The 25,713-nt window shown below is 56.2% G+C and carries 24 protein-coding genes and 1 pseudogene; 14 read left to right on the top strand and 11 right to left on the bottom strand.

The window, feature by feature from the left end; translation table 11 throughout:
* Positions 1-8: 8 nt before the first annotated feature.
* Both AC2FD9_RS17790 and AC2FD9_RS17785 read right to left on the bottom strand, forming a co-directional pair.
* Complete coding sequence (locus AC2FD9_RS17790; RefSeq protein WP_496838158.1) at positions 9-1,469, bottom strand: aldehyde dehydrogenase; 1,461 nt, start codon at positions 1,467-1,469, stop codon at positions 9-11.
* A complete protein-coding gene (locus AC2FD9_RS17785) occupies positions 1,470-2,492 on the bottom strand; it encodes a succinylglutamate desuccinylase/aspartoacylase family protein (RefSeq protein WP_496838156.1) in 1,023 nt (340 codons plus the stop codon). It lies immediately after the preceding gene.
* A 178-nt stretch (positions 2,493-2,670) separates the two neighbouring features.
* Here AC2FD9_RS17785 and AC2FD9_RS17780 point away from each other — a divergent pair, with 178 nt between their 5' ends.
* Genes AC2FD9_RS17780 through AC2FD9_RS17770 form a run of 3 tightly spaced genes read left to right on the top strand, consistent with a single transcriptional unit; the run spans position 2,671 to position 4,834 of the window.
* Entirely contained in the window at positions 2,671-3,717 is a 1,047-nt protein-coding gene (locus AC2FD9_RS17780) for a pyridoxal phosphate-dependent aminotransferase (RefSeq protein ID WP_496838155.1), read from the top strand.
* Entirely contained in the window at positions 3,717-4,265 is a 549-nt protein-coding gene (locus AC2FD9_RS17775) for a decarboxylase (protein ID WP_282154133.1), read from the top strand. Before AC2FD9_RS17780 ends, AC2FD9_RS17775 begins: the two co-directional genes overlap by 1 nt.
* The gene (locus AC2FD9_RS17770) at positions 4,262-4,834 is read left to right on the top strand and encodes a thiamine pyrophosphate-dependent enzyme (RefSeq protein ID WP_282154132.1); all 573 of its coding nucleotides are present in this window, start codon (positions 4,262-4,264) and stop codon (positions 4,832-4,834) included. The genes AC2FD9_RS17775 and AC2FD9_RS17770 overlap by 4 nt, the downstream gene beginning before the upstream one ends.
* On the opposite strand, the gene AC2FD9_RS17765 is transcribed toward AC2FD9_RS17770, so the two are convergent.
* Both AC2FD9_RS17765 and AC2FD9_RS17760 read right to left on the bottom strand, forming a co-directional pair.
* Positions 4,821-5,711 carry a LysR substrate-binding domain-containing protein gene (locus AC2FD9_RS17765; RefSeq protein ID WP_282170347.1) on the bottom strand — a complete coding sequence of 297 codons (891 nt, stop codon included), beginning with the start codon at positions 5,709-5,711 and terminating at the stop codon, positions 4,821-4,823. The genes AC2FD9_RS17770 and AC2FD9_RS17765 overlap by 14 nt on opposite strands.
* A gap of 119 nt (positions 5,712-5,830) precedes the next feature.
* Positions 5,831-6,409, bottom strand: a complete 579-nt coding sequence (locus AC2FD9_RS17760) for a helix-turn-helix domain-containing protein (protein WP_282154130.1) — start codon at positions 6,407-6,409, stop codon at positions 5,831-5,833.
* 381 nt (positions 6,410-6,790) lie between these two features.
* Between AC2FD9_RS17760 and AC2FD9_RS17755 the strand changes: the two genes are divergently transcribed.
* Positions 6,791-7,141: a hypothetical protein gene (locus tag AC2FD9_RS17755; protein WP_496756720.1), complete on the top strand. Its 351-nt coding sequence runs from the start codon at positions 6,791-6,793 to the stop codon at positions 7,139-7,141.
* The gene (locus tag AC2FD9_RS17750; RefSeq protein WP_496756718.1) at positions 7,138-7,680 is read left to right on the top strand and encodes an RES family NAD+ phosphorylase; all 543 of its coding nucleotides are present in this window, start codon (positions 7,138-7,140) and stop codon (positions 7,678-7,680) included. Before AC2FD9_RS17755 ends, AC2FD9_RS17750 begins: the two co-directional genes overlap by 4 nt.
* A 94-nt stretch (positions 7,681-7,774) precedes the next feature.
* Here the strand turns inward: AC2FD9_RS17750 and AC2FD9_RS17745 are convergent, their stop codons facing one another.
* Entirely contained in the window at positions 7,775-8,410 is a 636-nt protein-coding gene (locus AC2FD9_RS17745; protein WP_496756716.1) for a TetR family transcriptional regulator C-terminal domain-containing protein, read from the bottom strand.
* Between the two features lie 127 nt (positions 8,411-8,537).
* Here AC2FD9_RS17745 and AC2FD9_RS17740 point away from each other — a divergent pair, with 127 nt between their 5' ends.
* Genes AC2FD9_RS17740 through AC2FD9_RS17705 form a run of 8 tightly spaced genes read left to right on the top strand, consistent with a single transcriptional unit; the run spans position 8,538 to position 18,624 of the window.
* Entirely contained in the window at positions 8,538-9,407 is an 870-nt protein-coding gene (locus AC2FD9_RS17740) for an ABC transporter permease (protein ID WP_496756714.1), read from the top strand.
* Positions 9,404-10,192, top strand: coding sequence for an ABC transporter permease (locus AC2FD9_RS17735; RefSeq protein WP_496838151.1), 789 nt, complete (start codon positions 9,404-9,406; stop codon positions 10,190-10,192). Before AC2FD9_RS17740 ends, AC2FD9_RS17735 begins: the two co-directional genes overlap by 4 nt.
* Positions 10,189-11,286 carry an ABC transporter ATP-binding protein gene (locus AC2FD9_RS17730; protein WP_496838149.1) on the top strand — a complete coding sequence of 366 codons (1,098 nt, stop codon included), beginning with the start codon at positions 10,189-10,191 and terminating at the stop codon, positions 11,284-11,286. Before AC2FD9_RS17735 ends, AC2FD9_RS17730 begins: the two co-directional genes overlap by 4 nt.
* Positions 11,287-11,303: 17 nt before the next feature.
* Positions 11,304-12,365 carry an extracellular solute-binding protein gene (locus AC2FD9_RS17725; RefSeq protein WP_109310916.1) on the top strand — a complete coding sequence of 354 codons (1,062 nt, stop codon included), beginning with the start codon at positions 11,304-11,306 and terminating at the stop codon, positions 12,363-12,365.
* A gap of 60 nt (positions 12,366-12,425) precedes the next feature.
* Positions 12,426-14,486 (top strand): oxidoreductase, encoded by a 2,061-nt coding sequence (locus tag AC2FD9_RS17720; RefSeq protein ID WP_496838148.1) that lies wholly within the window; start codon positions 12,426-12,428, stop codon positions 14,484-14,486.
* On the top strand, positions 14,486-15,718 hold the full coding sequence (locus AC2FD9_RS17715) for an aromatic ring-hydroxylating oxygenase subunit alpha (protein WP_496838146.1): 1,233 nt from the start codon (positions 14,486-14,488) through the stop codon (positions 15,716-15,718). Before AC2FD9_RS17720 ends, AC2FD9_RS17715 begins: the two co-directional genes overlap by 1 nt.
* Positions 15,711-17,273 (top strand): trimethylamine methyltransferase family protein, encoded by a 1,563-nt coding sequence (locus AC2FD9_RS17710; protein ID WP_496838144.1) that lies wholly within the window; start codon positions 15,711-15,713, stop codon positions 17,271-17,273. Before AC2FD9_RS17715 ends, AC2FD9_RS17710 begins: the two co-directional genes overlap by 8 nt.
* On the top strand, positions 17,266-18,624 hold the full coding sequence (locus AC2FD9_RS17705) for an aminotransferase (RefSeq protein WP_496838142.1): 1,359 nt from the start codon (positions 17,266-17,268) through the stop codon (positions 18,622-18,624). Before AC2FD9_RS17710 ends, AC2FD9_RS17705 begins: the two co-directional genes overlap by 8 nt.
* Before the next feature lie 117 nt (positions 18,625-18,741).
* Here AC2FD9_RS17705 and AC2FD9_RS17700 read toward each other — a convergent pair whose 3' ends face one another.
* Positions 18,742-19,434, bottom strand: a complete 693-nt coding sequence (locus tag AC2FD9_RS17700) for a nitroreductase family protein (protein WP_496838140.1) — start codon at positions 19,432-19,434, stop codon at positions 18,742-18,744.
* Between the two features lie 114 nt (positions 19,435-19,548).
* Between AC2FD9_RS17700 and AC2FD9_RS17695 the strand changes: the two are divergent.
* A pseudogene (locus AC2FD9_RS17695) lies at positions 19,549-19,728 on the top strand (IS6 family transposase); the annotation flags it as partial.
* A 112-nt stretch (positions 19,729-19,840) separates the two neighbouring features.
* On the opposite strand, the gene AC2FD9_RS17690 reads toward AC2FD9_RS17695, so the two are convergent.
* From AC2FD9_RS17690 to AC2FD9_RS17670, 5 genes are read right to left on the bottom strand one after another with little or no spacing between them, the layout of a single operon-like run.
* Positions 19,841-20,782, bottom strand: a complete 942-nt coding sequence (locus AC2FD9_RS17690) for an ABC transporter permease (protein WP_496838139.1) — start codon at positions 20,780-20,782, stop codon at positions 19,841-19,843.
* Entirely contained in the window at positions 20,779-21,822 is a 1,044-nt protein-coding gene (locus AC2FD9_RS17685; protein ID WP_496781035.1) for an ABC transporter permease, read from the bottom strand. Before AC2FD9_RS17685 ends, AC2FD9_RS17690 begins: the two co-directional genes overlap by 4 nt.
* Entirely contained in the window at positions 21,812-23,332 is a 1,521-nt protein-coding gene (locus AC2FD9_RS17680) for an ABC transporter ATP-binding protein (protein ID WP_496838137.1), read from the bottom strand. The genes AC2FD9_RS17685 and AC2FD9_RS17680 overlap by 11 nt, the downstream gene beginning before the upstream one ends.
* Complete coding sequence (locus AC2FD9_RS17675; RefSeq protein ID WP_496837760.1) at positions 23,329-24,735, bottom strand: amidase; 1,407 nt, start codon at positions 24,733-24,735, stop codon at positions 23,329-23,331. Before AC2FD9_RS17675 ends, AC2FD9_RS17680 begins: the two co-directional genes overlap by 4 nt.
* Positions 24,704-25,687, bottom strand: coding sequence for a BMP family protein (locus AC2FD9_RS17670; protein ID WP_282170363.1), 984 nt, complete (start codon positions 25,685-25,687; stop codon positions 24,704-24,706). The genes AC2FD9_RS17675 and AC2FD9_RS17670 overlap by 32 nt, the downstream gene beginning before the upstream one ends.
* Positions 25,688-25,713 lie beyond the last annotated feature (26 nt).

Below are 25,713 nucleotides of genomic sequence, written 5' to 3'. Positions count from 1 at the left end.
ATCGGTGGTCAGGGAAACGGATCGGACACCGGCGTGGTGCCGGTCCAGATCGATTTGACCTGACAGAAATCCCTTATGGCGTCCGGGCCCAATTCACGCCCGTAGCCCGACAGTTTGACCCCACCAATGGGGCAGGCAGGGTCAACGCTGCGATAATGGTTGATGTAAACAGTGCCCGCCTCGATTGCCTCGGCTACCCGCGCGCCCTTGTCGGCATCGGTGGTCCAGACACCGGCGGCCAGCCCGTAGTCGCTGTCATTGGCCAGCGCGATGGCTTCGTCTTCGGTGGTGAAAGAGGTGATGGCCAGAACCGGTCCGAACACTTCTTCACGCCAGAGCTGCATGCCGGGGGTTACATCGTCGAATACCGTTGGTCCGATATAGAACCCATTTCTGCCTGCCGTTGTGGCGGTGCCGTCCAGTAAGCAAACCGCGCCGTCGGCTTTGGTGCGGTCGATCATTGCCGTAACCTTTCGCAGATGCGGTTCATTGGCCAGCGGTGCGATCTGAGTATCCGGGTCCATCGGATCCCCCATCTGCAATGTGCGGGCGCGGTCGATCAGGCGGGATAACAGCCTGTCCTTCAGCACGGCCTCAACGATCAGCCGCGATCCGGCGACGCAAGTCTGGCCATTTGACAGGAAGATGCCGGACAGAATTCCGTTGACCGCATTGTCCATGTCACAATCGGCAAACACCACCTGCGGAGATTTCCCGCCCAGTTCCAGCACCGCCGGGATTACACCGGCTGAGGCAGCCTCAGCCACTTTTCGTCCTCCAAAGTCCGAACCGGTAAAGGTGACCTTGCGTGTTAGAGGGTGGCGGACCAGTGCTTCGCCGACCTCATGACCCAGTCCGGTGACGACGTTCAGCACCCCGGGCGGTAGTCCCGCCTCATGTGCCAGCCGTGCGAATTCCAAGGTCGAGGCCGAAGCCATTTCTGAGGGCTTCACTACAACCGTATTGCCAGCTGCCAGTGCCGGGGCCAGCTTCCATGCAAGGATCATCAGCGGAGAATTCCAGGGCGTGATGGCGACCACGACGCCATAGGGCCTAAAGTGGCCCATGCTATGCACACCGGGGATGGAATTGGCCTGAGGTTCGGGCTGCAGTTTGCGTGCCTCTGTCGCAAAAAATCGAAACCAGCTGTGCAACCCGGCAAACTGCCCGCGCACCTCAGTAATGCGTTTGCCGTTGTCGCGAATTTCGGGTGTGACAAGGTCTTCCCACCGGGTTTCCAGCATGTCAGCTAAACGGTCAAGCATATCTGCCCGTCCTGTCGGCCCAGCTTTGGCCCATGGCTTGCTGCGGAAGGCCTGGTCGGCGTCCCGGATGGCTATGTCGGCGGTTTGTGTGTCGCCACGGGCGATCATGCTCCACACCTGACCGGTGGCGGGGTCGATACTGGGCAGGGTTTCACCGTCCCAATCGACAAAGGCACCGGAAATGAACGGGGAATAGGTTTTCATTCAACGTTCCTCGGACAGCGGTTGAGCCACCAATGCCAACAGATCGCCACGGCGCACCATGCCACGATTGCCATGAGCCAGAACGTGCCCGGCTGTGGGAAATTTAAGTTCGACAGCCGAGCGTTCCGGTTCGGCGGGGAAATGCAACGTGCCTGCCAGATCGCCTCGTTTGACCTGTTGTCCTGCGGTGCAGCGTCGGTCGAACAGCCCATCTGCGGGTGCGTGGATCGAATGCAATGGATCGGCGATTTCGACACATTGCGTCGGAACTAGGTCCGGAGCACCGCCGGGCAGGACACCTAAATGCTTCAGACAGCGTTTAAGCCCGGCTTCGGCAAGGTCCGCGGCATGCGGATCGACACCACCTCCGCCGCTGAGTTCAGCTGCGATCATTGGGACCCCAACCCTCGCGGCGGCGGCATTCACACTTCGGTTATCGTTATGTGCGCCCAGCACCCAGATCAGAGGCAACCCGAAAGCGCGGGCCAGTTCCATGTTGGAAGAGGTCAGGTCTGCGTCATCCCCCCGCGCCGCCAAGGCGCAGGGCTCGAATACAGATGCCTTGCCACCCGAGTGCAGGTCAATAGCGGCATCCACACGCGGCAGCAGCATAGTTTCAACAAAATGCGCCAGCATCGCTGTCGGGCCGCCATTCGCGGTGCCAGGAAAAGCCCGGTTCAGGTTTTGCCCATCCAATGGCGACACCCGCGATGAGGCGAGAAACGCGGGGGCGTTCAAGGCCGGGATCAGGATCACCTGTCCGGTCAAGTCAGATGGGTTCAGCTGTGCCGCAAGCCGCAGGATCGCGGCAGGTCCTTCGAATTCGTCTCCATGAGTGCCGCCCAAAATTAGAACAGAAGGTCCGGGTTTGCCACGTAAGCTGATGACCGGGATCGGGTGGTATCCCAACGGTACGGCATTGTCGGACCATTTCAGCATCAGATCACCGGACTGTCGACCTGGCGCGTCCAGATCGATGGTCAGGTGGAGCCTGCTGTGTTGGGGCGAAAACGTATCGGTCATCCGGGTTCTTTTGCTGAGTCCCAGCCTTCATAACATAATTTTTTTGAAAGTGAATTGCTTAAAACGCGGCTCTATGTGATATATGGTGAAAATTGCCATTGCCGCCATCTGGTGGTGCCGGAGGAATTGGATGGGCATAACCCTCGCAAAAACAGGAATAGGCAGGATTAAACCTCATATGATTGGAGGGGCGTCTGCTGACGTTCCACCGCCTGCGATTCTTTTGAACTCGAATGAAAGCGTGTTTGGTCCTAGCCCGTCTGCCCGCGCTGCCGCTTGTGCGGCAATCAGCAATGTCGAGCGCTATTTGGAAAACCCTGACGATATTCTGGCCCCGGCGATTGCCGCGCAGTACGGGTTGGATGCGGCCCGGATCACCACAGGACAGGGATCGGACGATCTGCTGGCCCGTCTGGCCCGGGCCTACCTAGGGCAAGGTACCGAGCTGATCCGCAGCGCCAATGGCTATCTCAAGGTGCCCAACTATGCTTTTGCCAACGATGCCGAGGTGGTGTCGGTCGCGGATGACGCATTCAAACCTTCAGTCGACCGGATGATCGATGCGTTGACCGAACGAACCCGGATCGTCTACCTCGCCAATCCGGAGAACCCGGCAGGCACCTATCTGAACAGCGCAGAGCTGCGCTGCCTGCATGCCGCGCTACCGGAAAACGTCCTGCTGATCGTGGACGCTGCCTATGAGGAATATGTCGATGCGGCAGATTATGAGCCCGCGCATAAGCTGGTAGAGGCTGCCAACAACGTGGTCATGTGCCGGACATTTTCCAAGATATTCGGGCTGGCTGGTGCGCGTGTTGGTTGGATGTACGGGTCCAACGATGTGGTGGATAGTGTGCGTCGGATCGGCCTGACTTTCCCGGTGGCGTCCTCTTCGGTCGCAGCGGCTGTCGCGGCGCTGGAAGACACGGCACATACCCGTTTCGTGCGAGAGACCAATTTGAACAACCGAGCCTGGCTTAGCGCCGCGCTAACGGAAATGGGTCTGCATGTTGTCCCAAGTCAGGCCAATTTCGTGCTGGTTCATTTTCCGGACCCTGTGAAATCTGCCGAAGCGGCCGATCTTTTCCTGCGCGGACAGGGGATTTCTGTGCGTCGGTTCGCCTCACCCGCCTACCGTGATTTTATTCGCATCACCATCGGTCACAGGCATGAACTGCAAGCGGCGCGGGATGGGCTTGCCGCATTTCTGGACGGAGGTGTCTGATGGTTGCGTCCCCTCTACCGACCGAATGTACGCCGCAGGTCAAGAATCCTTCAGGTGCGGCTATCATCGCTGCTATCAAAGCGGCGGGTGTTGGCGAAATCGTGGCATTGCCGGACATCGTTACCAGTGACGGGCTGCTCTGGCCGATCTCGCGAGATCCCGAATTTCGCCTGACCCGGATCTGCAAGGAGGATGAGGGCGTCAGCATCTGCGGGGCGATGTCCTTTAACGGCACGCGCGCGATCCTGATGATGCAGCAAACGGGGCTGATGGATTCATTGAATGCGATCCGGGCCATTGGCGTCGATTATGAACTGCCGGTGGTCATGATGGTTGGCCTGCAGGGTAAAGAGCCACATATTCATCCGGACCAATCGGCCTCTTACGGGGTGCGGATTGTTCGGCCGGTGTTGAATGCGATGGAATTGTCACATTCCCTGATCGAATGGCCAGGGGACGAGGCTCATATCCCGCAGGCGATTGAAGCGGCTTATGCAACTTCGAGACCCCACATTTTCTTGATCGGCCGGGCGCCGGAGGCATCATGACCATGCACCGCGACGCAGCGCTTAAGGCCCTGATCCCTCATGTCCGCGAGGACGATATTGTTGTTGCTGTTTATCAGAGCTGTTTCGACTGGCTTGCCCTGAATCCGCGCGACCTTAATTACGTGGCCGTCGGGGCTATGGGACAGGCGTCGTCCCATGGTCTTGGTCTGGCGCTGGCCAATCCTGACAGGCGGGTCATCGTTCTGGATGGCGATGGCAGCTTGTTGATGAATCTTGGGACATTGGTGACGATTGCCAATTCAGGGGTGACGAACCTCTATCATTTTCTGTCGGCTAACCGGGTCTATGAGGTGAACGGGTCGCATCCCCTGCCTGGTGCGGATAGGGTTGATTTTGCGGCCATGGCCTGGGCTGCCGGGTATGCCAGTGTGCAGCGCTTTACCGAGCTGGATCAGTTTTCAGCTGCGGTGCCTCAGGTTCTGTCATCCACCGGCCCGCAATTCGTCTCGATGGAACTGACGGCAGGTGCCCCTTACCCTCGGGACTACGCCTATATCCACAGCGCGCAGGCGCGAGCCAGTTTTCGCGAGGCGCTTAATCGTCGCTGATCTGCGATTGCACGATCTTCAAAAAGGACTGTCCCACGGCGGACAAGGGCTTGTTCTTGGACCAGAACAGGACTGCTCGAAACGTCAGAGGCGCCGCAAAAGGCAGCGCGACACAATCGGGAATGGTTTTGAGATAATCCAGGCTTGCTCCGACAACCGAAACTCCTAGACCGCGCGCGACCAGACGGCACACTGCGTCGGTAGTGCGGGTCTCATACTGCATCTGACGTGAGATCCCTTTGGCCTCAAAAAACTGGTCAATCTCAAACCGGAAGCGTGAGGACGGCATATATGAGATAAAGCTCTTACCCGCCAGGTCCTGCGCCTGAACTATGGTTTTCTCTGCCAGAGGATGGCCGGTTGGAACGACGCAACAGACGTCGCTGTTCCGGATAACCAGGCTGTCAAAGGACGGGTTGGCGGGTTGGGTTGTCGTGATCCCGAAATCGTAATTCTGCGAAACCATCCATTCGACGGCGTCATCGCTGGGCGCGATTTCCATTCGGGCCATGGCTTTTGGCCAAGTAGCTGAAAACTCCTGAAGCAGATCCGGAGCAAGCTGAGAGGACACCCCCGGCGTGATCACCAGGTTAAGCCGCGCGTGACCGAACTTCCCAATGGCTGTGGCGGAATCCTTTATGTGCTCCATGCCGCTAACGGCCTGCCGAACCTCTTCCACCAGCAAGCGTGCTTCATCCGTGGGTACCAGGACCCGGCCCGAGCGCTGAAACAGCTGAAAACCGACTTCGGCCTCGAAATCCGAGATCAGGCGGCTGACCGCGGGTTGTGAGATGCCCAGCATCGCTGCCGCTTCGGTTACAGTTCCGGTGGAGACGACGGTTCGAAATGCATCAACCTGTTTGAACGTAATTTTCATGGGGGCTCAGTGCCTGATTGGGATATGCGGTTGGATTATTCATAGTTTCACATAATACAAGAATATGAAACGGTCCGGGTAGGTTATACGGCCTGAGAGTGTCAAATCGCGGTCTGAATTTACTGCGGGCGAGTTGATACAGTGATGAATTCGATCTCATCCGACACGATCTTGCAAAACCCGTGACGCAGCTTGGCATCAAAGCTTAGGGTATCGCCAGTTGCCATAACAAAATCCTCGGTGCCACACCTGTATATTGCGTCGCCCATTATCATGTAGAGAAAAACACAGCCTTCGTGCTGGTAACTGGGCAATGTCCCAGATTGGTCCTTTGAAATGGTAATACGGGCAGATTGAAACAGACCTCCCGGTCCGCCATGTTTACCAAGTAAAAGGTAGTTATGCACGTGGCCCTGCGTAATACGCCGGGACATGAGACCTTCGCCTGCTTTGACGTGATGTACGTCGGCCGAAACTTCCGTGTCCGCAAACAAGGCCATCAGAGGAACATTCATCGCGTCCGCCAATGCCTGTAGCGTGCCAAGAGACGGAGAGACGCTACCGTTTTCAATTCGGCTGATCATCGAGGTCGAGACCTGCGATGTTGTCGCCAGCTCAGAGAGGATCAGATTGCGTTCCTGCCTTAGCCTTTGTAAGGTTTGCCCGACTTCACGCTCGATATCTCTTTGTTTGATCACAGTTTTCAGTGCCGATACTGCTGTAGTTGCATAGAAGCTTGTTAGTCTTAGTTGTGTCAGTTTTTAGCATTCAGTCAATTGGTCTTTGTCAGGTTATTGAAGGCCACTCAGCAGAGTAGCGATACACCATTCCGAAGGTACCCGACTTGTCCCGCAGAGTTGATCCTCCGTTTCCTAACTATATAGAGCGGACAATTTCAGTTGGGGAAGGATCAGACGGCATTGCCAAGTTGATCGCATTGTTCATCTCGGATCGCGCGGACCCATGACCATACCGGCCTAGGCGGCTTGATTTTTTGCTGCAAAGTACGGGGCAAAAGGCCGGGCAGCCTTGATTGTCAATAAATTGGTCCATATATTGTGGCATCAGGAGTGATCGATATGGAATTACGTGATCTTGTAGAAGACCGATTGATCTCACCGGATCGTCTGGCCCGGTATCTTAAAACCACCAAGCGCGAGATTGGTGAGACCTTAGGCATTGCTCCGGAATCCTTGTCTCGGCGGCAGCGTGTAGCTTCCGTATCGGTCCAGACATCATTGCGTCATCTAATTGAGATTTTGAACGCCGTTGCACCGGCCGTTGGAAGCTCGCTTATGGCCTATGCCTGGTATCGATCCGAGCCCATTGTGGGGTTTGGCGGGCGTACGCCTGAGGAAATCGTCAAGGATGGAGAGAACACGGCGTTGAAGTCCCATATTCTGCGGCGTTTAGAAGGTGGTTACGCTTGAAGCATGCCATCCGGGTGCAGCGTACTGTCATCCGTGCCGCCAAACCGCGCTGGTCGTACCTGCCGACATCAGGGGAGGGGACTGCGCGACGCGGTGGGCGGTTCAACCCGATCGGTGAACCCGCGCTATATACGTCGCTTTCCCATGAAACAGCCGCGCGCGAGGTGCGTTTCAGCCTGAATCAAGAACCCTATACATTTTATTTTCTGGCGGTTGATTGCCTTCATATCGTTGATCTGACCAGCCGGGATACCAGACATGCATTGGGTATTTCCTGGGAGGATCTCGCCAATGACAACTGGGAGTCCGAGATGCACAGGGAATTGATCCCTTCAACTCATGATGTTGCGGAAAGCCTGAAAGGCGAAGGCTACGCAGGTGTTCTGGTGAACAGTTTCGCATCGGGGGCCACGCCTGATGACATCAATCTGGTTCTTTGGGATTGGGACGCGGTTGATCATTTGCCGTCAAGCAGGCCAAATGTGGTGATGGTCCTACACCGGGATGATCTACCGAACAGTGATGTATCCTGGCAATAACCCCCTGATCTCGAAAAATTCTTCATCGCAAAGCGGATGTTGGCTTTCGAAAATGGGGCTTTGTCTCTACATCAATTTCGAGCGTCGCTAAGCCTCATAGAATGAATTTGCCGGGAAAAAGTCCGGCTAAGAATCTTCGAATAAGTTCAGCTGAGCGTCGACGCGAAAAAACTTGCATATCGGTAAGATAGTTTACCCACATACCTTCCAATAGGGCCAGCGTTCCGCTGGTGGCATCATTCACCAAGTTCGGATCATGCCCGTTTTTCCGGGCTATCTCCGTGAACGCATGCCGCAAAGTCTCGACAAGTTTGGGATCCTGAGTGCTGCTGTAACGGGCAATGCCTGGGTGTGAGCTCGCGATGCCGCGGAATGCATGCCAGATTTTTGTACTTCGTGGATTCAATAAAGCTTCAGACAGATCAGCCTCAATCACAGCCATCACTCGGTCTTCGGGCGATGCATCCGAGCCCAGATCGGTCAATCTGTCCATCTCGGCATAATATTCCGTACTGAAATGCTGGGCCGCTGCGGTCAGCAAATTGTCCTTACCCCCGAAATGCAAATGGATCATTCCGCGCGACAGACCTGAGCGCTCGCAGATTCGACTGACCGAGGTGTCGGTAACTCCGATATCAGCAATAGTATCCAGTGTAGCCTTGATCAGAAGCTGCCTGTTGGCTTCCGGATCGCGCTTCGAACTACGCTTTCTTCCTTTGGGTTCTGTCACTCTATTCAATGATTCCATAAGCTTAGGGTCTTCTCATGTGGGCGGCTCACAGGAAGATTGACACGAAAGGCCTTTCTGGCGCAACATTAAATGGACGATCGTCCATTAGAGACTCGTAAGTACCGAGATGGGAGATAGAGTGATTTTTCGTAGCGAAGCGTCCCGGGGGTATACCCTCAGCGCACCAGCCACGGCATACGTGGGGTTTCTGGTGGCGGCGCCTTTGGTGATCCTGATCGCCTATTCGTTCTGGACCCAAACCTACGTAACGCTCGACAAGACACCGACGCTGAAAAACTATGGCGACGCGTTTGCCGATCCGCTGGTTCGACACTTAATGCTAAGGTCGATCTGGATTGCCGGAGCAGTTACGGTAGTCACTGTCGCACTGGCCTATCCCATCGCCTACTTCATCGCGATGAAGGCCCGGAAAAAGACTATCTGGCTTCTGCTCATCACCATTCCGTTCTGGTCCAGCTATCTGCTGCGCGTATTTGCCTGGAAGCTCATCCTTGGGTTCAACGGGGTGATGAATTCTGCACTGCTGATGCTTGGTCTGATCGACGAACCGCTCGACTTCTTGCTCTATAATGAATTCGCTGTCGTGCTGACGCTTGCTCATGCCTGGGCACCTTTTGCGATCCTGCCGATCTATGTCTCGTTGCAGAAGATCGATCCAAGCCTGTTGGAGGCTGCCACAGACCTCGGCAACAGTCCTATGCAACGCTTCATGCGGGTGACGCTACCGTTGACGATCCCGGGGATCATTGCGGCTTGCCTGATTATCTTTATCCCAACAGTCGGTGACTACGTGACCCCAGCACTGGTCGGCGGATCGGACGGGAAGATGATTGCCAATCTTATTCAGGTGCAGTTCGGGGCCGCCAACAACTGGCCTCTCGGCGCCACACTTTCGCTGATCGCAATGCTGTCAGTCGGTTTCGTCGCCATCGTGTTTGTCATTACCGCCACGCAGCTTGGGAGGAGGATCAGATGAAGCGCCCCTCGACCCTGACAGCCTATGCTTTCCTGTATTTGGTTTTTCTGTACCTGCCGGTTCTTTTCCTACCTTTGTTCTCGTTCAACAGCGGTACAATCGTTGCCTTTCCGATCAAGGGCTGGACGCTGGACTGGTATCGGAAGCTGGGCGAACAGGATACGTTGATCCAGGCCCTTTGGAATTCGTTGGGTGTCGGCACGGTCGTCGCAATTCTATCTACCGCTATGGGGCTTTTTGCTGCTCGTGCCTTTGTTCGCTATCGTTTTCGGGGTCAGCGTGCAGCTGAAGGACTGGTGATGCTGCCGTTGGTTATTCCGGGCATTATCGTAGCTTCGTCAATGCTGGTTCTGTTTCTGTTTCTTGGTCTCAAGCCATCTCTGCTCACCGTTGTTCTGGGCCATACGTTCCTCGCCTTGCCATTTTCCGTTTCGATCTTGAAGTCCGCGTTCGATGACTTCGACGCGTCGCTGGAAGAGGCATCTTACGATCTGGGCGTCGGCGTGTTCGAAACCTTCCACCGCGTGACACTGCCGGTCGTTTCCCCCGGTATCATAGCCAGTATGCTGGTCACTTTTACGGTTAGCTTCGATGAGTTCGTCCTGGCCTTTTTCCTGTCCGGCAACCAACCAACACTGCCGGTCTATATCTGGAGCCAGATCCGTTTCCCCGCCAAGCTTCCAAACGTTTTGGCCTTGGGTTCTATCCTGCTGCTTACCTCGGTTCTGCTTTTGGTACTGGCCGAGTACTTCCGCCGCCGCTCATCCGCATCAGAGGTCCGATGACAGACAGAAACATCATAGAACTCAGGGGCGTCGAAAAGCGCTATGGCACATTCCTGGCGGCCAGCGGGATCGATCTCGATCTCAAAGAGGGCGAGTTTTTCTCACTCCTCGGCCCCTCGGGATGCGGCAAGACTACGGTATTGCGGATGATCGCGGGCTTCCAGGAACCGACCGCGGGTACCGTGCTGATCGACGGTCAGGATATGGAAGGTGTGCCTGCCAACAACCGTCCAACGAACATGGTCTTTCAGAGCTACGCCATCTTCCCGCACCTGAACGTCGGGAACAACGTGGCCTATGGATTACGGGGCAAGGCGCCCAAGGGTGAGATCGACCAGCGCGTAGCCGAGGCCCTGGAAATGGTCGAGCTGGGCGGTCTTCAGGATCGCGGCGCAAGTGAATTGTCGGGTGGGCAGCGGCAAAGGGTGGCGCTTGCCCGCGCGCTGATCATGCGACCCAAAGTATTGTTGCTGGACGAGCCCTTGTCAGCACTCGACAAGAAGCTGCGCGAACAGATGCAGTTTGAAATGCGCAACCTGCAGCAATCGCTTGGCATCACCTTTGTGATGGTCACCCATGACCAATATGAGGCGATGACCATGTCCGATCGTATTGGCGTGATGTTCAATGGACGGCTCAAGCAGGTGGACACACCAACCACGCTTTATGCCCGTCCTTGTGATCAGCAAGTGGCCAGTTTCATCGGTGAGATGAACATACTGCCTGCCCAGATGTTGGGAGAAACCGGCGATATATTGTCGATTGATGCGGCTGCTTTCGGGCGGATTGAGATTGAGAGAAACCCCAACGTTGCGACCAGCTCTAAAGACATGAACATCGGTATTCGCCCGGAACAATTGGAAATCGCTGCTGAAAAACCAGAAGACTATCCATCAACGGTTCAAGGCACTGTCAGCAACGTCGCCTTCTATGGCGAGAACATTCACTACCACATTCAGGTGGCGGGAGCTGAAAAACCAATCTCGGTCTCAGTTCCAAATTATTTTCACACGGTCGATTTCAAACGCGGCGACGCAGTTTGGCTGGGGCTACAGGGGGCAAGCGTGATCGATCTAGGTACAGACACAAAGTAAAATAGTGGGAGGATAAAATGAGACTTCAGGGAATTGCGGCCTTCGCATGTGCGACGGCGATAAGTACGGGAAGTGCCATAGCAGGTGGCGCTGATCTGACGGTTTTTGACTGGTCGGGATATGAAGATCCCGGGTTCTTTGCCAGCTACATGGAAAAATACGGGAATGAGGCACCAAGCTATTCCTATTTCGGAAGTCAGGAAGAAGCCTTTACGAAACTAAGTTCGGGTTTCACGGCTGATCTGGCGCATCCTTGTTCTGACGCGGTCCGGAAATGGGTCGCAGCCGACCTGATCCAGCCGCTGGATGAAAGCAAACTGACCAACTGGGCCGATGTTCTGCCCGAGATCAAGGAAGTCGACGCCATCGTCCTAGACGGCAAGCTTTACATGTTGCCGTTCGAGTGGGGGAACACGGGCCTTATCTACCGCACCGACAAAATCTCAGGCGATGATATTTCGCTGCAAATGCTGGCGGACCCGGCCTATGCAGGCAAGATCGCCGTCCCGGATGCCGCGTCATCTGCGTACGCCCTGGCTGCGCTGGCCACTGGAAACGCCGACGATTATACCAATCTGAGCGACGAGCAGTTCAAGGAAGCATCTGATTTCCTGCGCTCGATCCACCCGAACATGCGCTTTTACTGGTCCGATGCGGGTCAATTTGATCAGGCCATGACCAGCGGTGAGATCGAATTGGGTTGGGCCTGGAACCAGTCAGAACTGAACCTGATCTGGAACGAAGTGCCTGCCGCGATGATGCGTGATGTCGATAAGGGCATCGCGACTTGGGCGTGCGGTTACGTGCATCTGAAGTCTTCCACGACTCCGGTCGATCAGGTCTATGATCTGTTGAACGCGCTCACTGATCCTGCCAGCGGTCAGTACATCATCGACAACTGGGGCTACCCACATTCCAACGCAAAAGCGTTCGAAGTTGCCGATCAGGCCAACATCGAAGCCTATGGTTTTGCTGACCCTAAAAGCTTCTTCGAAGGCAGTTTGTTCTTTGATGCGGTGAATCCCGAGCTTGAGGCGAAAATGCTGGCAGAATTTGAACGGATCAAAGCCGGCTTCTAACACAACCACTTTTCCGGGGCCTTACGGCTCCGGATCCCAGATACAGGAAAACGCGTGAACATGTCGAACGCGAACCCATATGCTCTGCTTTTTGAACCGGTTCAGATTGGACCAGTCACAGCCAGAAATCGCTTTTATCAGGTGCCACATTGCACCGGGCTGGGGCATGTCCGACCGCGGGCGGATGCCGCCGTTCGTGGGATGAAAGCCGAAGGTGGGTGGGCGGTGGTTTCCAATCAGGAGACCGAGATTCACCCAACCTCAGACCTGTCTCCTTACGCCGAGGGGCGGCTATGGGACGGGCGCGATGTTCCCGCGTTGCGGCTGATGACGGATGCGGTACATGCGCATGGTGCGCTGGCAGCTATCCAGCTGGTGCACAATGGCAACCATGCGCAGAACCTGCTGACCCGGGCTCCGGTTCTTGCACCTTCCGAGATGTCTGTCGATACGACGCATCCCAAGCAGGCGCAGGCCATGGATAAAGCTGATATTCGCGAGTTCCGCCGCTGGCACCGCGAGGCCGCCCTGCGAGCGAAAGATGCCGGATTTGACATCATTTACGTCTATGCCGGACACAACATGACTTTGGCGCAACATTTCATGCTGCCGCATATGAACCAGCGTAGTGATGAATATGGCGGGTCGCTTGAAAATCGTGTGCGCCTGACACGCGAACTGCTGGAAGACACCCACGAAGCTGTAGGTGACAGCTGCGCTGTGGCGCTCCGTTTTGCCATTGATGAGATGGTGGGCGCTGACGGCATGCAGGCTTCAGAAGAAGGCCGTGCCGTGGTCGAGCTTTTGGCCGATCTTCCTGACCTATGGGATGTGAACGTAGCCGACTGGTCCAATGACAGTGCCACAACTCGCTTTCAACCAGAAGATGGCTATCAGAACGCGTTTCTGTCGCACGTCAAACAGGTAACACGGAAACCCGTGGTTGGTGTTGGTCGCCTGACGTCTCCCGATATGATGCTGTCGATGGTCAAAAAGGGAATTGTCGACCTTATCGGAGCGGCGCGACCTTCCATCGCGGACCCATTCATTCCCAAAAAGATTGAAGAGGGTCGCATTGACGAAATCCGCGAATGCATCGGCTGTAATATCTGCGTCTCATCTGACAATCTGGGCATCCCGATCCGCTGCACCCAAAACCCGACCATGGGCGAGGAATGGCGCCGCGGTTGGCACCCCGAGATCATTGCGCCGAAAAAGAGCAACGCGGATACTTTGGTTATTGGCGGTGGACCCGCCGGTCTTGAATGCGCCACGCAATTGGCAAGGCGAGGATATCAGGTGACCTTGGCCGAAGCCTCAGCTGAATTTGGTGGACGTGTTGCAATGGAAAGCAAACTTCCCGGCCTCGCGGCTTGGTCCCGCGTCGTCGATTATCGCCTGAATGACCTAAAGCAGCGCGGCAACGTTCAGTTGTTCACTGACAGCAGACTTGATGGCGATCAGGTGGCAGAGCTTGGCGTCGAACACGTCTTTGTGGCCACCGGCAGCCATTGGCGTACCGACGGCATCGGCCGTAGCACGCAGCGCCATATGCCTCAGATCGAGCAAACCGCCAAAGTGTTGACGCCTGATGACATCATGAAAGGCATTCTGCCCCCGGATGGACCGGTGATGATCTATGATGATGACCATATCTATCTGGCAGGGGTGATCGCTGAAAAACTGGCGACCGCCGGATACCAGGTGGTCTTTGTCACGCCAGAGAGTTTAGTTTCAACTTACGCTGTCAATACTTTGGAGCAGCCTCGTATTCAGGCCCGCCTGATCGAGCTTGGTATCGACATTCGCTGCAATCAGGTGCTGACGGCGGTTGAAGGTGACATCGCGCGCATTGGGTGCGCCTTTACCGGCCGCGAAACTGACATACCGTGCGCCTCAACGGTTCTGGTCACCGAGCGCCACCGCGAGACGGCTCTTTATGACAGCCTGCAAGGGACCGGATTGAAAACCCTCGAACTCATTGGCGATGCCGCGTCTCCGGGGTTGATCGTGGACGCAGTCTTCGCAGGCCACCGCGCGGCACGCGATTTTGAACGCCCAAAGGCAGAAGCAGACAAGGATTGGTTTCGCCGCGAGATAATCGATTTGGAGGAGACGTGATGAACAGCCGACCGTTTGAGTTAGATGCTTTGATGGCCTCGCACCAGTACGGCCACGCGCTGCCGCGTGAATTCTACACTTCGCAAGACATCTATAACTATGACATTGCCCAGGTCTGGAACCGTAACTGGCTTTGGGCAGGGCATGTCAGCCAAATCCCAAACTCCGGAGACTATTTTCTGTTCGACTATGGCCCGGAGAGCATCATTATTGTTCGCGACCGTGAAGGCGAAGTTCGCGCTCATTTGAACGTCTGTCGCCATCGTGGATCTCGCGTCTGCACTGAACAGTCCGGCAACTCCCGTGTTCTAGTTTGCCCGTATCACGCCTGGACATATGAGCTATCGGGAAAACTTCGTGCAGGCCATAACATGGGGGAACACTTTGACCCCTCCAAATTCGGGCTCTTTCCCGTTCAGGTGAGTGTCTTCAAAGGCTTGATCTTTGTCTGTGCCGATGCAAACACGCCATCGCTAGATCCTGTCCTCAGCCAGCTTTCGCCACTCGTCGAACCCTATGGCTTTGACGATCTGAAAGTGGCGCATACGGCGTCATTCCCGGTTCCAGCGAATTGGAAACTGGCGGTTGAGAACTATCTTGAATGCTATCACTGCGGGCCGGCGCACAAAGAGTATTCTCGTTCTCATAGCCTGAAATCGCCACAGGAAATGGCTGGCTTGGTCGAACCGCTAAAGGCAAGGGCTGTGGAAGTCGGGCTGTCACCTGATGAATTGGCGCTTGTCGGCGACGCTGCGCACACTCCATTCACCAGCGGGTACTATAGGCGCTATCCGCTTTACCCAGGTTATAAAACCGGCAGTAGATCAGGCGAGGCGATTGCCCCGTTGCTTGGAACGTTGAAGGGTTTCGATGGCGGTGCAACTGACTTTGATATTGGTCCATTGAATTGGTTCCTGATTTATTCGGATCACATGGTGGGTTACCGCTTTGTTCCACGTGGTCTGCAGGAAACCGACATTCAGGTGGTCTGGCTGGTTCGCGCTGACGCCGAAGAAGGCCAGGATTACGACAAGGAAGACCTGACCTGGCTTTGGCATGTCACATCTTTGGATGACGAACGTATCATTCGCCACAACCAGTCCGGTGTGAATTCTCAATACTTCCAACCGGGGCCCTTGGGCGAAATGGAAACCTCGATCCAGGATTTTTACGATTTCTATTTCGCAATGATCAGTCCGGAACCAGAACAAAGGATGGCCGGTAATGGCTGAGGTAAAATCACGCCGTCGCGGTGGTGGTGGGCGCGCCGCGCGCATAAAGGTGCAACAGGCGACTACGGGCAACGAGGCCGTGCGTGGAGGCTTAAGCGGCGGGCGCTATAAGCCGTTGACCCAATCAGATATGGAGAACATTCACCAAGCGGCCCTGACCGTTCTGGAAAACACCGGCGTCACCGACCATTTCCCGGAACTGCTTGATCTGGTGCTGCCCAAGGGCGCGGTGATGAATGACCTCAACCGGCTATGCTTCCCCCGTGCCCTGATGGACGACATCCTGGCTGGTGCTGCCAAGGAATTTTACGTCTATGCCCGCGGAGAGCGTGAAGGCAAAGACGACATGCATTGCTCGGCGGAGAGTGTCTATTTCGCCAACTCTGGCACTGCCGTCACCACCTTCGATTCCGAGACCAAAACTTATCGCCCTTCGGTCCTGCGCGACGTTTATGATTTCACCCGTCTGGTGGACTGTTTGGATAACATTCATATGCTGGGCGACACGGTTTTGGCCACCGACGTGACCGATGATTTCGCTCACGACATGAACACCGTATATGCGATGCTCGCAGGTAGCCAAAAACCTGCCTGTCTGACCTTTCGCGACCGTAGCCACATCCCACATGCCATTCGCATGTTCGATATGGCGCAAGGTGGCGATGGGGCTTTCATGAAGAAGCCAAGCGTCATATTTGGCGGCTGCCCTATGGTTTCCCCCTTGCGGATCGGCAAGGAGAACATGGAAATCCTGATTGATACCGCCAAACTTGGGCTAACTGTCGATCTGGCAGTGCCTCCTCAGGCCGGGGCCACAGCCCCCGCGACGCTTGCGGGAACACTGGTTCAAACCGTAGCCGAAACACTGGCCTGTGTTGCCATTGTAAACCTCATCACACCGGGCTGTCCGGTCTGCTTTGCTGCCTGGCCCTTCATCACAGACCTGCGCAGCGGGTCGTTCACCGGCGGCAGCGGCGAACAGGCTCTCATCGGGGCAGCAGCCATTCAGATGGGCAACTTCTATGGCCTTCCCACATCCGTTGGCGCAGGCATGACAGATGCCAAAATACCCGACGCGCAATACGGGTTGGAAAAGGCGCTAACCTTCACGCTTGCCGCCCATGCTGGTGCCAATCGGCTGTGCGAGTTCGGCGGGATGATCGGCAGCCTGATGGGATGCAGTTTTGAAAGCATGGTCATCGATGACGAAGCAGGTGGTATGATCCTGCGATCGTTGCGCGGGATAGAGGTCACAGATGAAACCATGGCGGTGGATGTGATCCACCAGTGTGCCATCGACCCAGGTCATTTCCTCGGCAACCCACACACGCTGAACTATATGAACACCGAATTTGTCTACCCGCGGCTCATGGATCGTGAGCGTACAGATACATGGGAAAACGAAGGCAAAACTGATCTGTTGGACCGCGCCCGTGACAAGGCCAATTCCATTCTCGACAGCCATTTCCCCAACTACTTCGGCGCTTCAGACGCTCAGGTGCGCGAAGAGTTCCCAATTGTCATGAGCGCAGAAAGTATGGCCCGCCGTGGATAACTCTAACGCCAAGCACTGGGACAACGACCACTTCCTGCACCCGTGGGAAGGGATGGCAACCTTGGGCGAAAACGACCGGACATTTATTGAAGGTGCCAGCGGCATCCATGTGGTGAACGAAAAAGGCGAACGCTTGATCGACGGACCGGGAGGCATGTGGTGCACCCAGATCGGTTATGGGCGAGAGGAGATGGCAGAGGCCATGGCTGAGCAGGCTCGGAACCTTGCTTATTTCTCGCCCTTTAACAACTCCAACTCGACTGCCGCGCGGTTCGCACGCGAAATCGCCAAACGTGCGCCGGGCGACTTGAACAATGTCTTTTTTACCACCGGCGGTTCCACTGCGGTTGATACTGCCATCCGGTTTGTCCATTTCCGCAACAACCTCTTGGGACGCCCCAAGAAAAAGAAAATCATTTCACGGCAAAAAGCTTATCATGGAAGCACTTACCTGGCAGCCAGCGTCAGTGGAAAAGAGCGTGACAGACTTTGGCTCGACAAGGCGGATGACCTCGCACATTTCCTGCCGGACGTGAATCCGCTTTACCGTGCACCTGGTCAAAGCGAAGAGAGCTTTCTGAAAGAGAAAGTTTCGGACCTGGAAAACGCCATTGTGACGCTGGGCCCAGAAAATGTTGCCGCTTTTATCGCCGAACCGGTTCTGGCATCTGGTGGCGTGATCGTGCCGCCAAAAGGATATCACGAAAGCTGCCTAAACATCTGCAGGAAGTATGATGTTCTATACATTTCCGACGAAGTAGTGACGGCTTTCGGGCGATTGGGCCATTGGTTTGCTTCGGAGGCAGTTTTTGGCATTCAGCCAGACATAATTACCTGTGCCAAAGGAATGACATCCGGGTATGCACCGATGGGCGCCGCGATTATCTCGGATAGATTGATCGCCGATGTTTCAGGAAAAGACGCAACCTTTTCTAATGGTTATACCTATTCTGGTCACCCGGTCAGCGCAGCCGCTGGTCTGAAAAGTATGGAAATTATTGAACGGGAAAAGCTTCTTGAGCACGTTCGAAGGGTCACTCCGATTTTTCAGGATCAGCTACAGCAGCTGGGTCAGATTGACATCGTTACCGATGTACGTGGCATGGGGTTGATGGGATGCGTTCAATGCTCAGTCGATGGTGATCCCCAGAGCGATCTGGGGTGCGACTACGAAATTGGCGGCCAGATCGATATCGAATGCCAGAAACGTGGGCTGTTGGTTCGACCTGTGATCAACATGTGTGTTCTTTCACCGCCGCTTATCATTAGCGAGAGCGAAATTGAGCAAATGTTCGGTGTCTTGCGAAAAGGGCTTGAAGCGACAAGCACGTGGCTCGGAGGGGATCGGTGACCAATGAAGAGCGTGCGCTCTTGTTGTGAATACTCGCTGTTCGAGATGCCGCTGCAACCTTTGAATTCAGTGTTCAATGTCCGTTTTGGGTCGGGGACGTCGATGGTTCGGGAGCACTTATTCAGCAACCGTCAGAATCTCTTCGAGTGGCTTTTTGATCTTCGCCACAGCAGGTACTTTTGCGTCCTTCGCGGCATGACCAACTGCCACGATCATGATTGGTTTTTCGCTATCCGGTCGATCAAACATCCTATTGAGGAACTTCATCGGGTTCGGGGTATGCGTCAGAGTGACCAAGCCTGCATGATGTAGTGCGGCCAACAGGAAACCACAGGCAATGCCCGTGCTTTCGGGTACGTAGTAGTTCTTGAAACGCGTTCCGTCCTCGAAATGGCCCCAGCGCTGCGCAAAAACGACGATTAACCATGCGGCTTCCTCGAGATGCGGTTTGTTGTCGTTGGTGCCAATTGGTTCCAACGCTTTCAGCCATTCGTCACCCGCTCCACCTTCATAGAACTGGCGCTCTTCCTCCTCGGCGGCTTCGCGGATCTTCGTCTTTAAGGTGGGGGCCGAGATAGCCACAAAATGCCAAGGTTGATGGTTTGCTCCTGAGGGCGCTGTGCCCGCCGTGCGTATGCACTCTTCAATCACCTCGCGAGAAACCGGCTTGCTTGAATAGTCCCTAACCGTATGCCGCCGTTTCATTTGGGCATAGAATGCGCGGGCTTCTTCAAGGCTTTGAACCGCCGAATAATCCAGGTGGTCAGGAAGATCGATGGGTTCGTATTTTATATTGTCGCGTGAAAACATTGATGATCTCTTCTGGATATGCAGTTTGTCTGTTTATGCACCTCGCCCGGGGTTTTGGAAACAGGGCCAACAAGGCGACGTCTGGCACCTTGACGAAGTTGTCGTGAGCATCTCTGGCCGCACAAGGTTCTCAATAACCGCGCTGAAAACAGCCATTTCCCATTCCGAAAACGGGAACGGTCGAAGCAAGGCCATCGATCTCCAGGTGGTTATAAGAGGTTCGCGGCAACCCATTCAGCCGTTCGGAATTGCTTTTGTGTCCCAGCACGTCGTTGCTCAGCCTTAACAATCCGAGTATCAGTATTCCTTGGTGCGCCGCAAATTAACGCGACAACACGCGTTCAGGTTTGCAGCGCGAAGTCTTTTATCTTGATCAATTCCAGTGAATATGTGCGAACGAATGCCGCTAACGTTCACCGCGCCGGTAGGGTGCCATCAACGCCGCGGGTATTTCGGCTCTGCGGGCGACAAGGACGAGCGCGGCGATAGAAAGTACGTAAGGCGCCATCAGGAAGAGCTGGTAGGGTACGCCTTCAATCGCAGTCTGCAGCCGCAGCTGGTATGCATCGAAGAATGCGAACAATACCGCGCCAATTAGCGCCTTGCCGGGTCGCCAGCTGGCGAAGACGACCAGCGCAATGCAAATCCAGCCACGCCCCTGAACCATACCCGGGAAGAAGCTGTTAAACGCCGTTGTCGTCAGGAAAGCCCCGCCCATCGCCATCAAAGCCGATCCGACAACGACTGCGCCGATGCGGATGCGGATGGGATTCAACCCCTGTGCCTCAACCGCATGCGGGTTTTCACCGGTCATACGAATGGCCAGCCCTAGTGGTGTTCGGGCTAGGACATACGCCATTGCAGCCACAGCAAATAGCGCCAGATAAGTCGGCAGGGCCTGGGAAAACAGGATCGGACCGAGAACAGGTATATCGGAAAGCCCCGGAACATTGAGCGGTTGGAAAGGCTCTATCGTTGGGGGCAAGTCACCCACTTCGACAAGTAGCCTGTAGAGGTAGTAGGCCAAAGCGGATGCAAACAGCGTAATACCAAGCCCCGATACATGTTGCGACAGCCCAAGCGGAACCGTCAGCATGGCGTGCAGCAAGCCCATCACAGCGCCGCAAAGGGCGGCAATCATCAGGCCCGCGAGCAAAGGTGCACCCATGTAGACGGCAAGCCAACCGCTCATCGCGCCCATGGTCATAATCCCCTCGATCCCCAGATTGAGCACGCCCGAACGTTCGCAGAGCAATGCGCCAAGGACGCCGAATATGAGTGGCGTAGCAATACGCAACACGGAAGTCCACAGGCTGGTATTCAGCAGCAGATCAATAGCATCACTCATCGGCGCACCCGGTAGGTTGTGAAAAGAAGGGCCACGATCATGGTAAGCAAACAGAGCGCAACAATCACATCAGCGATGAAACTGGGAACACCGGTCGCGCGGCTCATGGCGTCGGCCCCAACGAAGACTGTAGCAACGAAAACAGCGGCAGCAACGACGCCGGCCGGATGCAAAGCGGCGAGCATGGCGACAACGATGCCTGCATAGCCAAAACCGGGGCTCATGGTAGTGGTGACCCCTGCTGTAACACCCATGACTTCGACAGACCCGGCGAGCCCCGCCAGGGCGCCCGAAAGCAGGGCTACGCCCATGATCGTTCGGGGTAGGGATATACCGGCAAAGGCAGCGGCACTGGCGTTCAAACCTGCGGCGCGCGTTTCAGCGCCAAAAACGGTGCGCGCCAGGATCAGCCAAACTGCACCTGCCGCTGCGATGGCAAAAAGCAGCCCGATATGCAGACGTGTGCGCGGGATCAGATCCGGCAGACGAAAATCTCCGTCTACGGGCACTGAAGAGGGCCACCCAAAGGCCAACGGATCGCGCATCGGGCCTTCAATCATGAGGCCCACAAAAAGGATTACGATGAAGTTGAGCAGAAGGGTCGTCACCACCTCATCTACCCCGAAACGCAGGCGTAAATAGGCAGGTCCCGCCAAAAGAGCCGCGCCCGCAGTCATGCCTGCCAGCATCAAAAGTGGAATACCAATCCATCCCGGAACCCCGAGCGAATGCCCGATCCAAGCGGTGACCAGCGCACCAACAAAGAACTGTCCCTCACCTCCGATGTTCCAAAGTCGCGCGCGGAAGGCGACTGCCGCAGCAAGCCCTGTGAAAATGAGCGGTGTGGCGCGGGTCAGCATCTCGGTGATCGAAAGGCGTGAGCCAAGCGCACCGGTCAGCATTTCGCCATACGCCGTGAGCGGGTTTACCCCCGCAGCTGCGATGAGACCCGCAGCGAGAAGTAACGCAGTAAAGATCGCGGCCAGCGGCGCAATGATCACAAGGTGCAGCGGCACATGTGTGCGTCGTTCAAGCCGCATCATCATTTTCCTTCCAGACACCCGCCATCATCAGGCCAAGGCGTTGCGGGTCAGCCTCGTTGGCGGATATGGGCTCCGACAAGCGCCCTTTAACGATGGCCTGTATACGGTCTGACAGGGCCACGGCTTCTTCCAGTTCTTCAGAGATGAGCAAAATTGCTGCGCCTTCGGCCCGTGCTGCCAAAAGCTCGGCATGAACGGCGGCAATTGCCCCTTCATCAAGGCCGCGCGTCGGCTGGTTGGCGACGACAAAGCGCGGTCCGTTGGTCAGGACCCGACCGAGGATAAGCTTTTGCATATTGCCGCCAGACAGCAACCTTGTTCGCGTGTCGGGATTGGCACCACGGATATCAAAACGTTCAATCAGCCCTGACGTGTAATCGCGGGCGGCACGTTGCCGGACAAAGCCGCGGCGCGAAAACTCTGGTGCGCGCAGCCGTTCGAGCACTGCATTTTCCCACAGGCTCAACTCGCCTACTACGCCTTCCGCGTGTCGGTCTTCCGGTACTCTACCAGCCCCCGCACGGATCATGCCGCGCGGCCCCAGATGACCGATATCTTCGTCCAGAAGTGTCAGCTGCCCGGCACTTGGGTGAACCAGCCCAGAAAGCAACCCGCCGAGCGAAGCCTGACCATTGCCTGAAACGCCAACGATACCAAGGATTTCACCAGTATGGACGGTGAATGACACGTCATCCAGACGCAACTCACCGTCCTCTTCCACGCGCACATTTTTTGCAATCAGCACTGGCGCGCCAATCTTATGGTCATGGCGTACGGGCCGTTCCACTTTGCGGCCAACCATCAGTTCCGCCAGCTCTCCGGGGTTGGTTTCAGAGGTTTTGCGTTCTGCAACCATCTTGCCGCCGCGTAGCACTGCCACACGGTCAGAGGCAGCCATGACCTCATGCAGTTTGTGGCTGATGAAGATAAGCGAGAGACCCTCTTTCGTCATGTCGCGCAGGGTCTCGAACAGGCGCATCGCCTCGGGCCGGGCCAGAACGGCAGTAGGTTCATCCAGAATTAATATGCGCGCGTCACGGTAGAGCGCTTTAAGAATTTCAACACGCTGGCGTTCTCCTACGGAAAGCGACCGAACCTTGGCCTCGGGGTTCACGGGCAGGCCAAACCGCTCTGCGATCTGCAACAGCTTTTCGCGCGCCTCACCACGAGCGGATCGCGCGCGCGTCAAGGGTTCGGAGCCAAGCATGACGTTTTCAAGAACGGTGAGGTTGCCCGCAAGCGTGAAGTGCTGGTGAACCATTCCCACACCCACCTCGATCGCTGCACGTGGAAGGCCTGGAGGCAGCTCTTTCCCGAACACCCTGACAGTGCCTGCGTCGGCTGCGTAGTGGCCAAACAGGATATTCATCAGCGTCGTCTTGCCTGCGCCGTTTTCACCCAGAAGCGCAAGGATTTCCCCCTCCGCCAGTGTCAGGGTCACATCATCATTTGCGGTAAGCGTTCCAAAACGCTTGGTGATGCCGTGAAGCTCCAGAACCTTGGTCATGCGGGTAGGCCTGCGATTGGGGACGGAAAGGAAAGTGCGGGCGCGCGGGTCTCGATAAGTGCACCGAGTTTTAGCAGTGCGAAATCGGCGCCGGCGGGACCAATCAGTTGCACACCGAGAGGAAGGTCATTTGCCATGCCAAAAGGCAGCGCCAGGGCTGGCAAGCCCGCAACATTGGCAAGTGCCGCGTTTGGGGCAAAAGCTTCCAGCCGCGCCATGTGTTCATCGGGGGAAGTGCCAGACAGATCCAAAGTGCCGACAACGGGCGGAGCAGAGGAGAGGACCGGCATCAGGATGGCATCGGCGGATTTGAAAAGCTTGCGGGAGCGATTTGTCAGGCGTGCCAGCTGTCGCGAGGCCGCAAAAAGCGCGGTGGCAGGTGTCGCACGACCCTCAGTAGCCATGGCGGCTGCGAGCGGTGGAACCTGGTCGTCAGATATCTTGAGTGCGGTCAGCCACTCAGCCAACGAAACAGCCAGTATGGTTCGGGCGATTTCATGAGCCTCAGCCCCAATCCGGTCGGGGGCACGAACATCATGCACTTCACAGCCTGCGTCGCGCAGCGCGTCGGCAGCACCTTCCGCAGCTTTGCGCTGATTAGGTCCACAACGTTCCGGCAATGCCACCGCGACACGGGGACGTTTTGGGAAGTGCACTGGGGCCATAGGTTGGACAACAGCATCAAGGGCGGTCTTCACGTCACGGACCGATCGCGCCAGGATCAACTCAGACGCTATGCCCATCAGGTGATTGGCAAAATCTGGGCCTCCGGGCACCGCACCACGAGACGGCTTGAGCCCGGTCAAACCACAACACGCAGCAGGTACTCTGATGGATCCGGCTGCATCCGTTGCATGAGCAATTGCAACGATACCGGCTGCAACCGCAGCCGCAGCGCCGCCAGATGAACCACCGGGTGTCAACGCGGGATTCCATGGATTTCGGGTCGCAGCCATGCCATCTGGTTCGCATGTCAGGGAAAGGCCGAATGGGGGTGTTGTAGTCAAGCCAAAAGGGATCAAGCCAGTTTGGCGCAAATCCTGTAACAGGCGACTGTCACTTTCAGGTTTACGCGCTTGTGCGCGGATTGCTGCGGATCCTGCCGCAGCAGGTAGCCTTTTTGCGAAACCACCGAGGTCTTTCACCAAAAACGGAACCCCATGAAACGGACCGCGCTGGTCAGATGGCAATGCGTCTGCTGCCCTTGCCCCGGCGCGCGCCATGTCTTCGTCCAGAAATGCCACGGCCCCCAAATCCGCCTGCGCGTGGCTGGCAGAAAGGCTTGCCTCCATCACGTCGAAGGCAGTGATCTGCCCTGACGTAATGGCGGCCGCAAGAGCCGTGGCATCGGTCACGTCAAAGCCCGCGGGATCAGGAGGGCTCGCTTTCGTCGATTGGAACATCCCATTCGCCGGATTGGATCGCGGCCTGTTTAGCCTCCATTGCCGGGATGGCGTCAGCAGGCACTTCATCGGCGACATAGATCAACTCATTGCCACCATGGGCCATGAAGGAATATTCTGTGTAGTTGCGCCCCGTTGGGTTACCGGCCTGAACGTCGGCTACGATGGCCTCGATAGTAGGACCGTAATTCCAGATCGCGTTGGCAAAGACTGTGCCTGGATAGCGAGGCGTATAGTCGATAAGCGAACCGATGGCCTTCACACCCCGCGCTTGGGCGGCATCCGCAGTGCCAATGCGCTCACCAAACAGGACATCTGCGCCCGCGTCGATCTGGGCAATCGCAGCTTCTTGTGCGCGGGCCGGATCAAACCATGCTCCGATAAAGCCGTTGACGAAGGTGGCATCTGGGTTCACTTCGGTCACCCCCATTCGGAAGGCATTGATCAACAGGTTCACTTCAGGGATCGGATAACCGCCGACCGAACCAAAGACATTGCTTTCTGACATTTGGCCCGCAAGCATCCCGGCCAAATAGGCCGCTTCGTGGTTGCGGGTGCCGAAGACGCCGAAATTGTCCCCTTCCGGCCCACCGGAAGAGCCCATGAGGAAAGCGGTATCCGGGTAATCGCCCGCCACTTCGCGTGCTTCGCGTTCAACGGCGTAGGATTCGCCCCAAATGATTTGCGCACCACCTTCGGCATATTCGCGCATCGCGCGGGGATAGTCAGTCGGAGCTACACCTTCCGAGAACTCATACTCGATCAGACCAGCATCGGCGGCTTCCTGCATCGCTACATGGATACGACTGTTCCACGCGTTTTCGACCGGAGACATATGCACGCCAGCGACTCGGGTCGCAGATTGTGCGTTCACGCGACGAACATAAGCCGGCACGGCCAACGCGGCCGCAGCGCCGACCATCAATTGACGGCGGGTTGTGGTGAGTTTCATTGGTAGATCCTCTTCTGTTGGTGGCA

The sequence above is a fragment of the Ruegeria sp. YTSC230 genome, from assembly GCF_059609665.1.
This window is presented reverse-complemented; position numbering and strand designations above follow the sequence as displayed.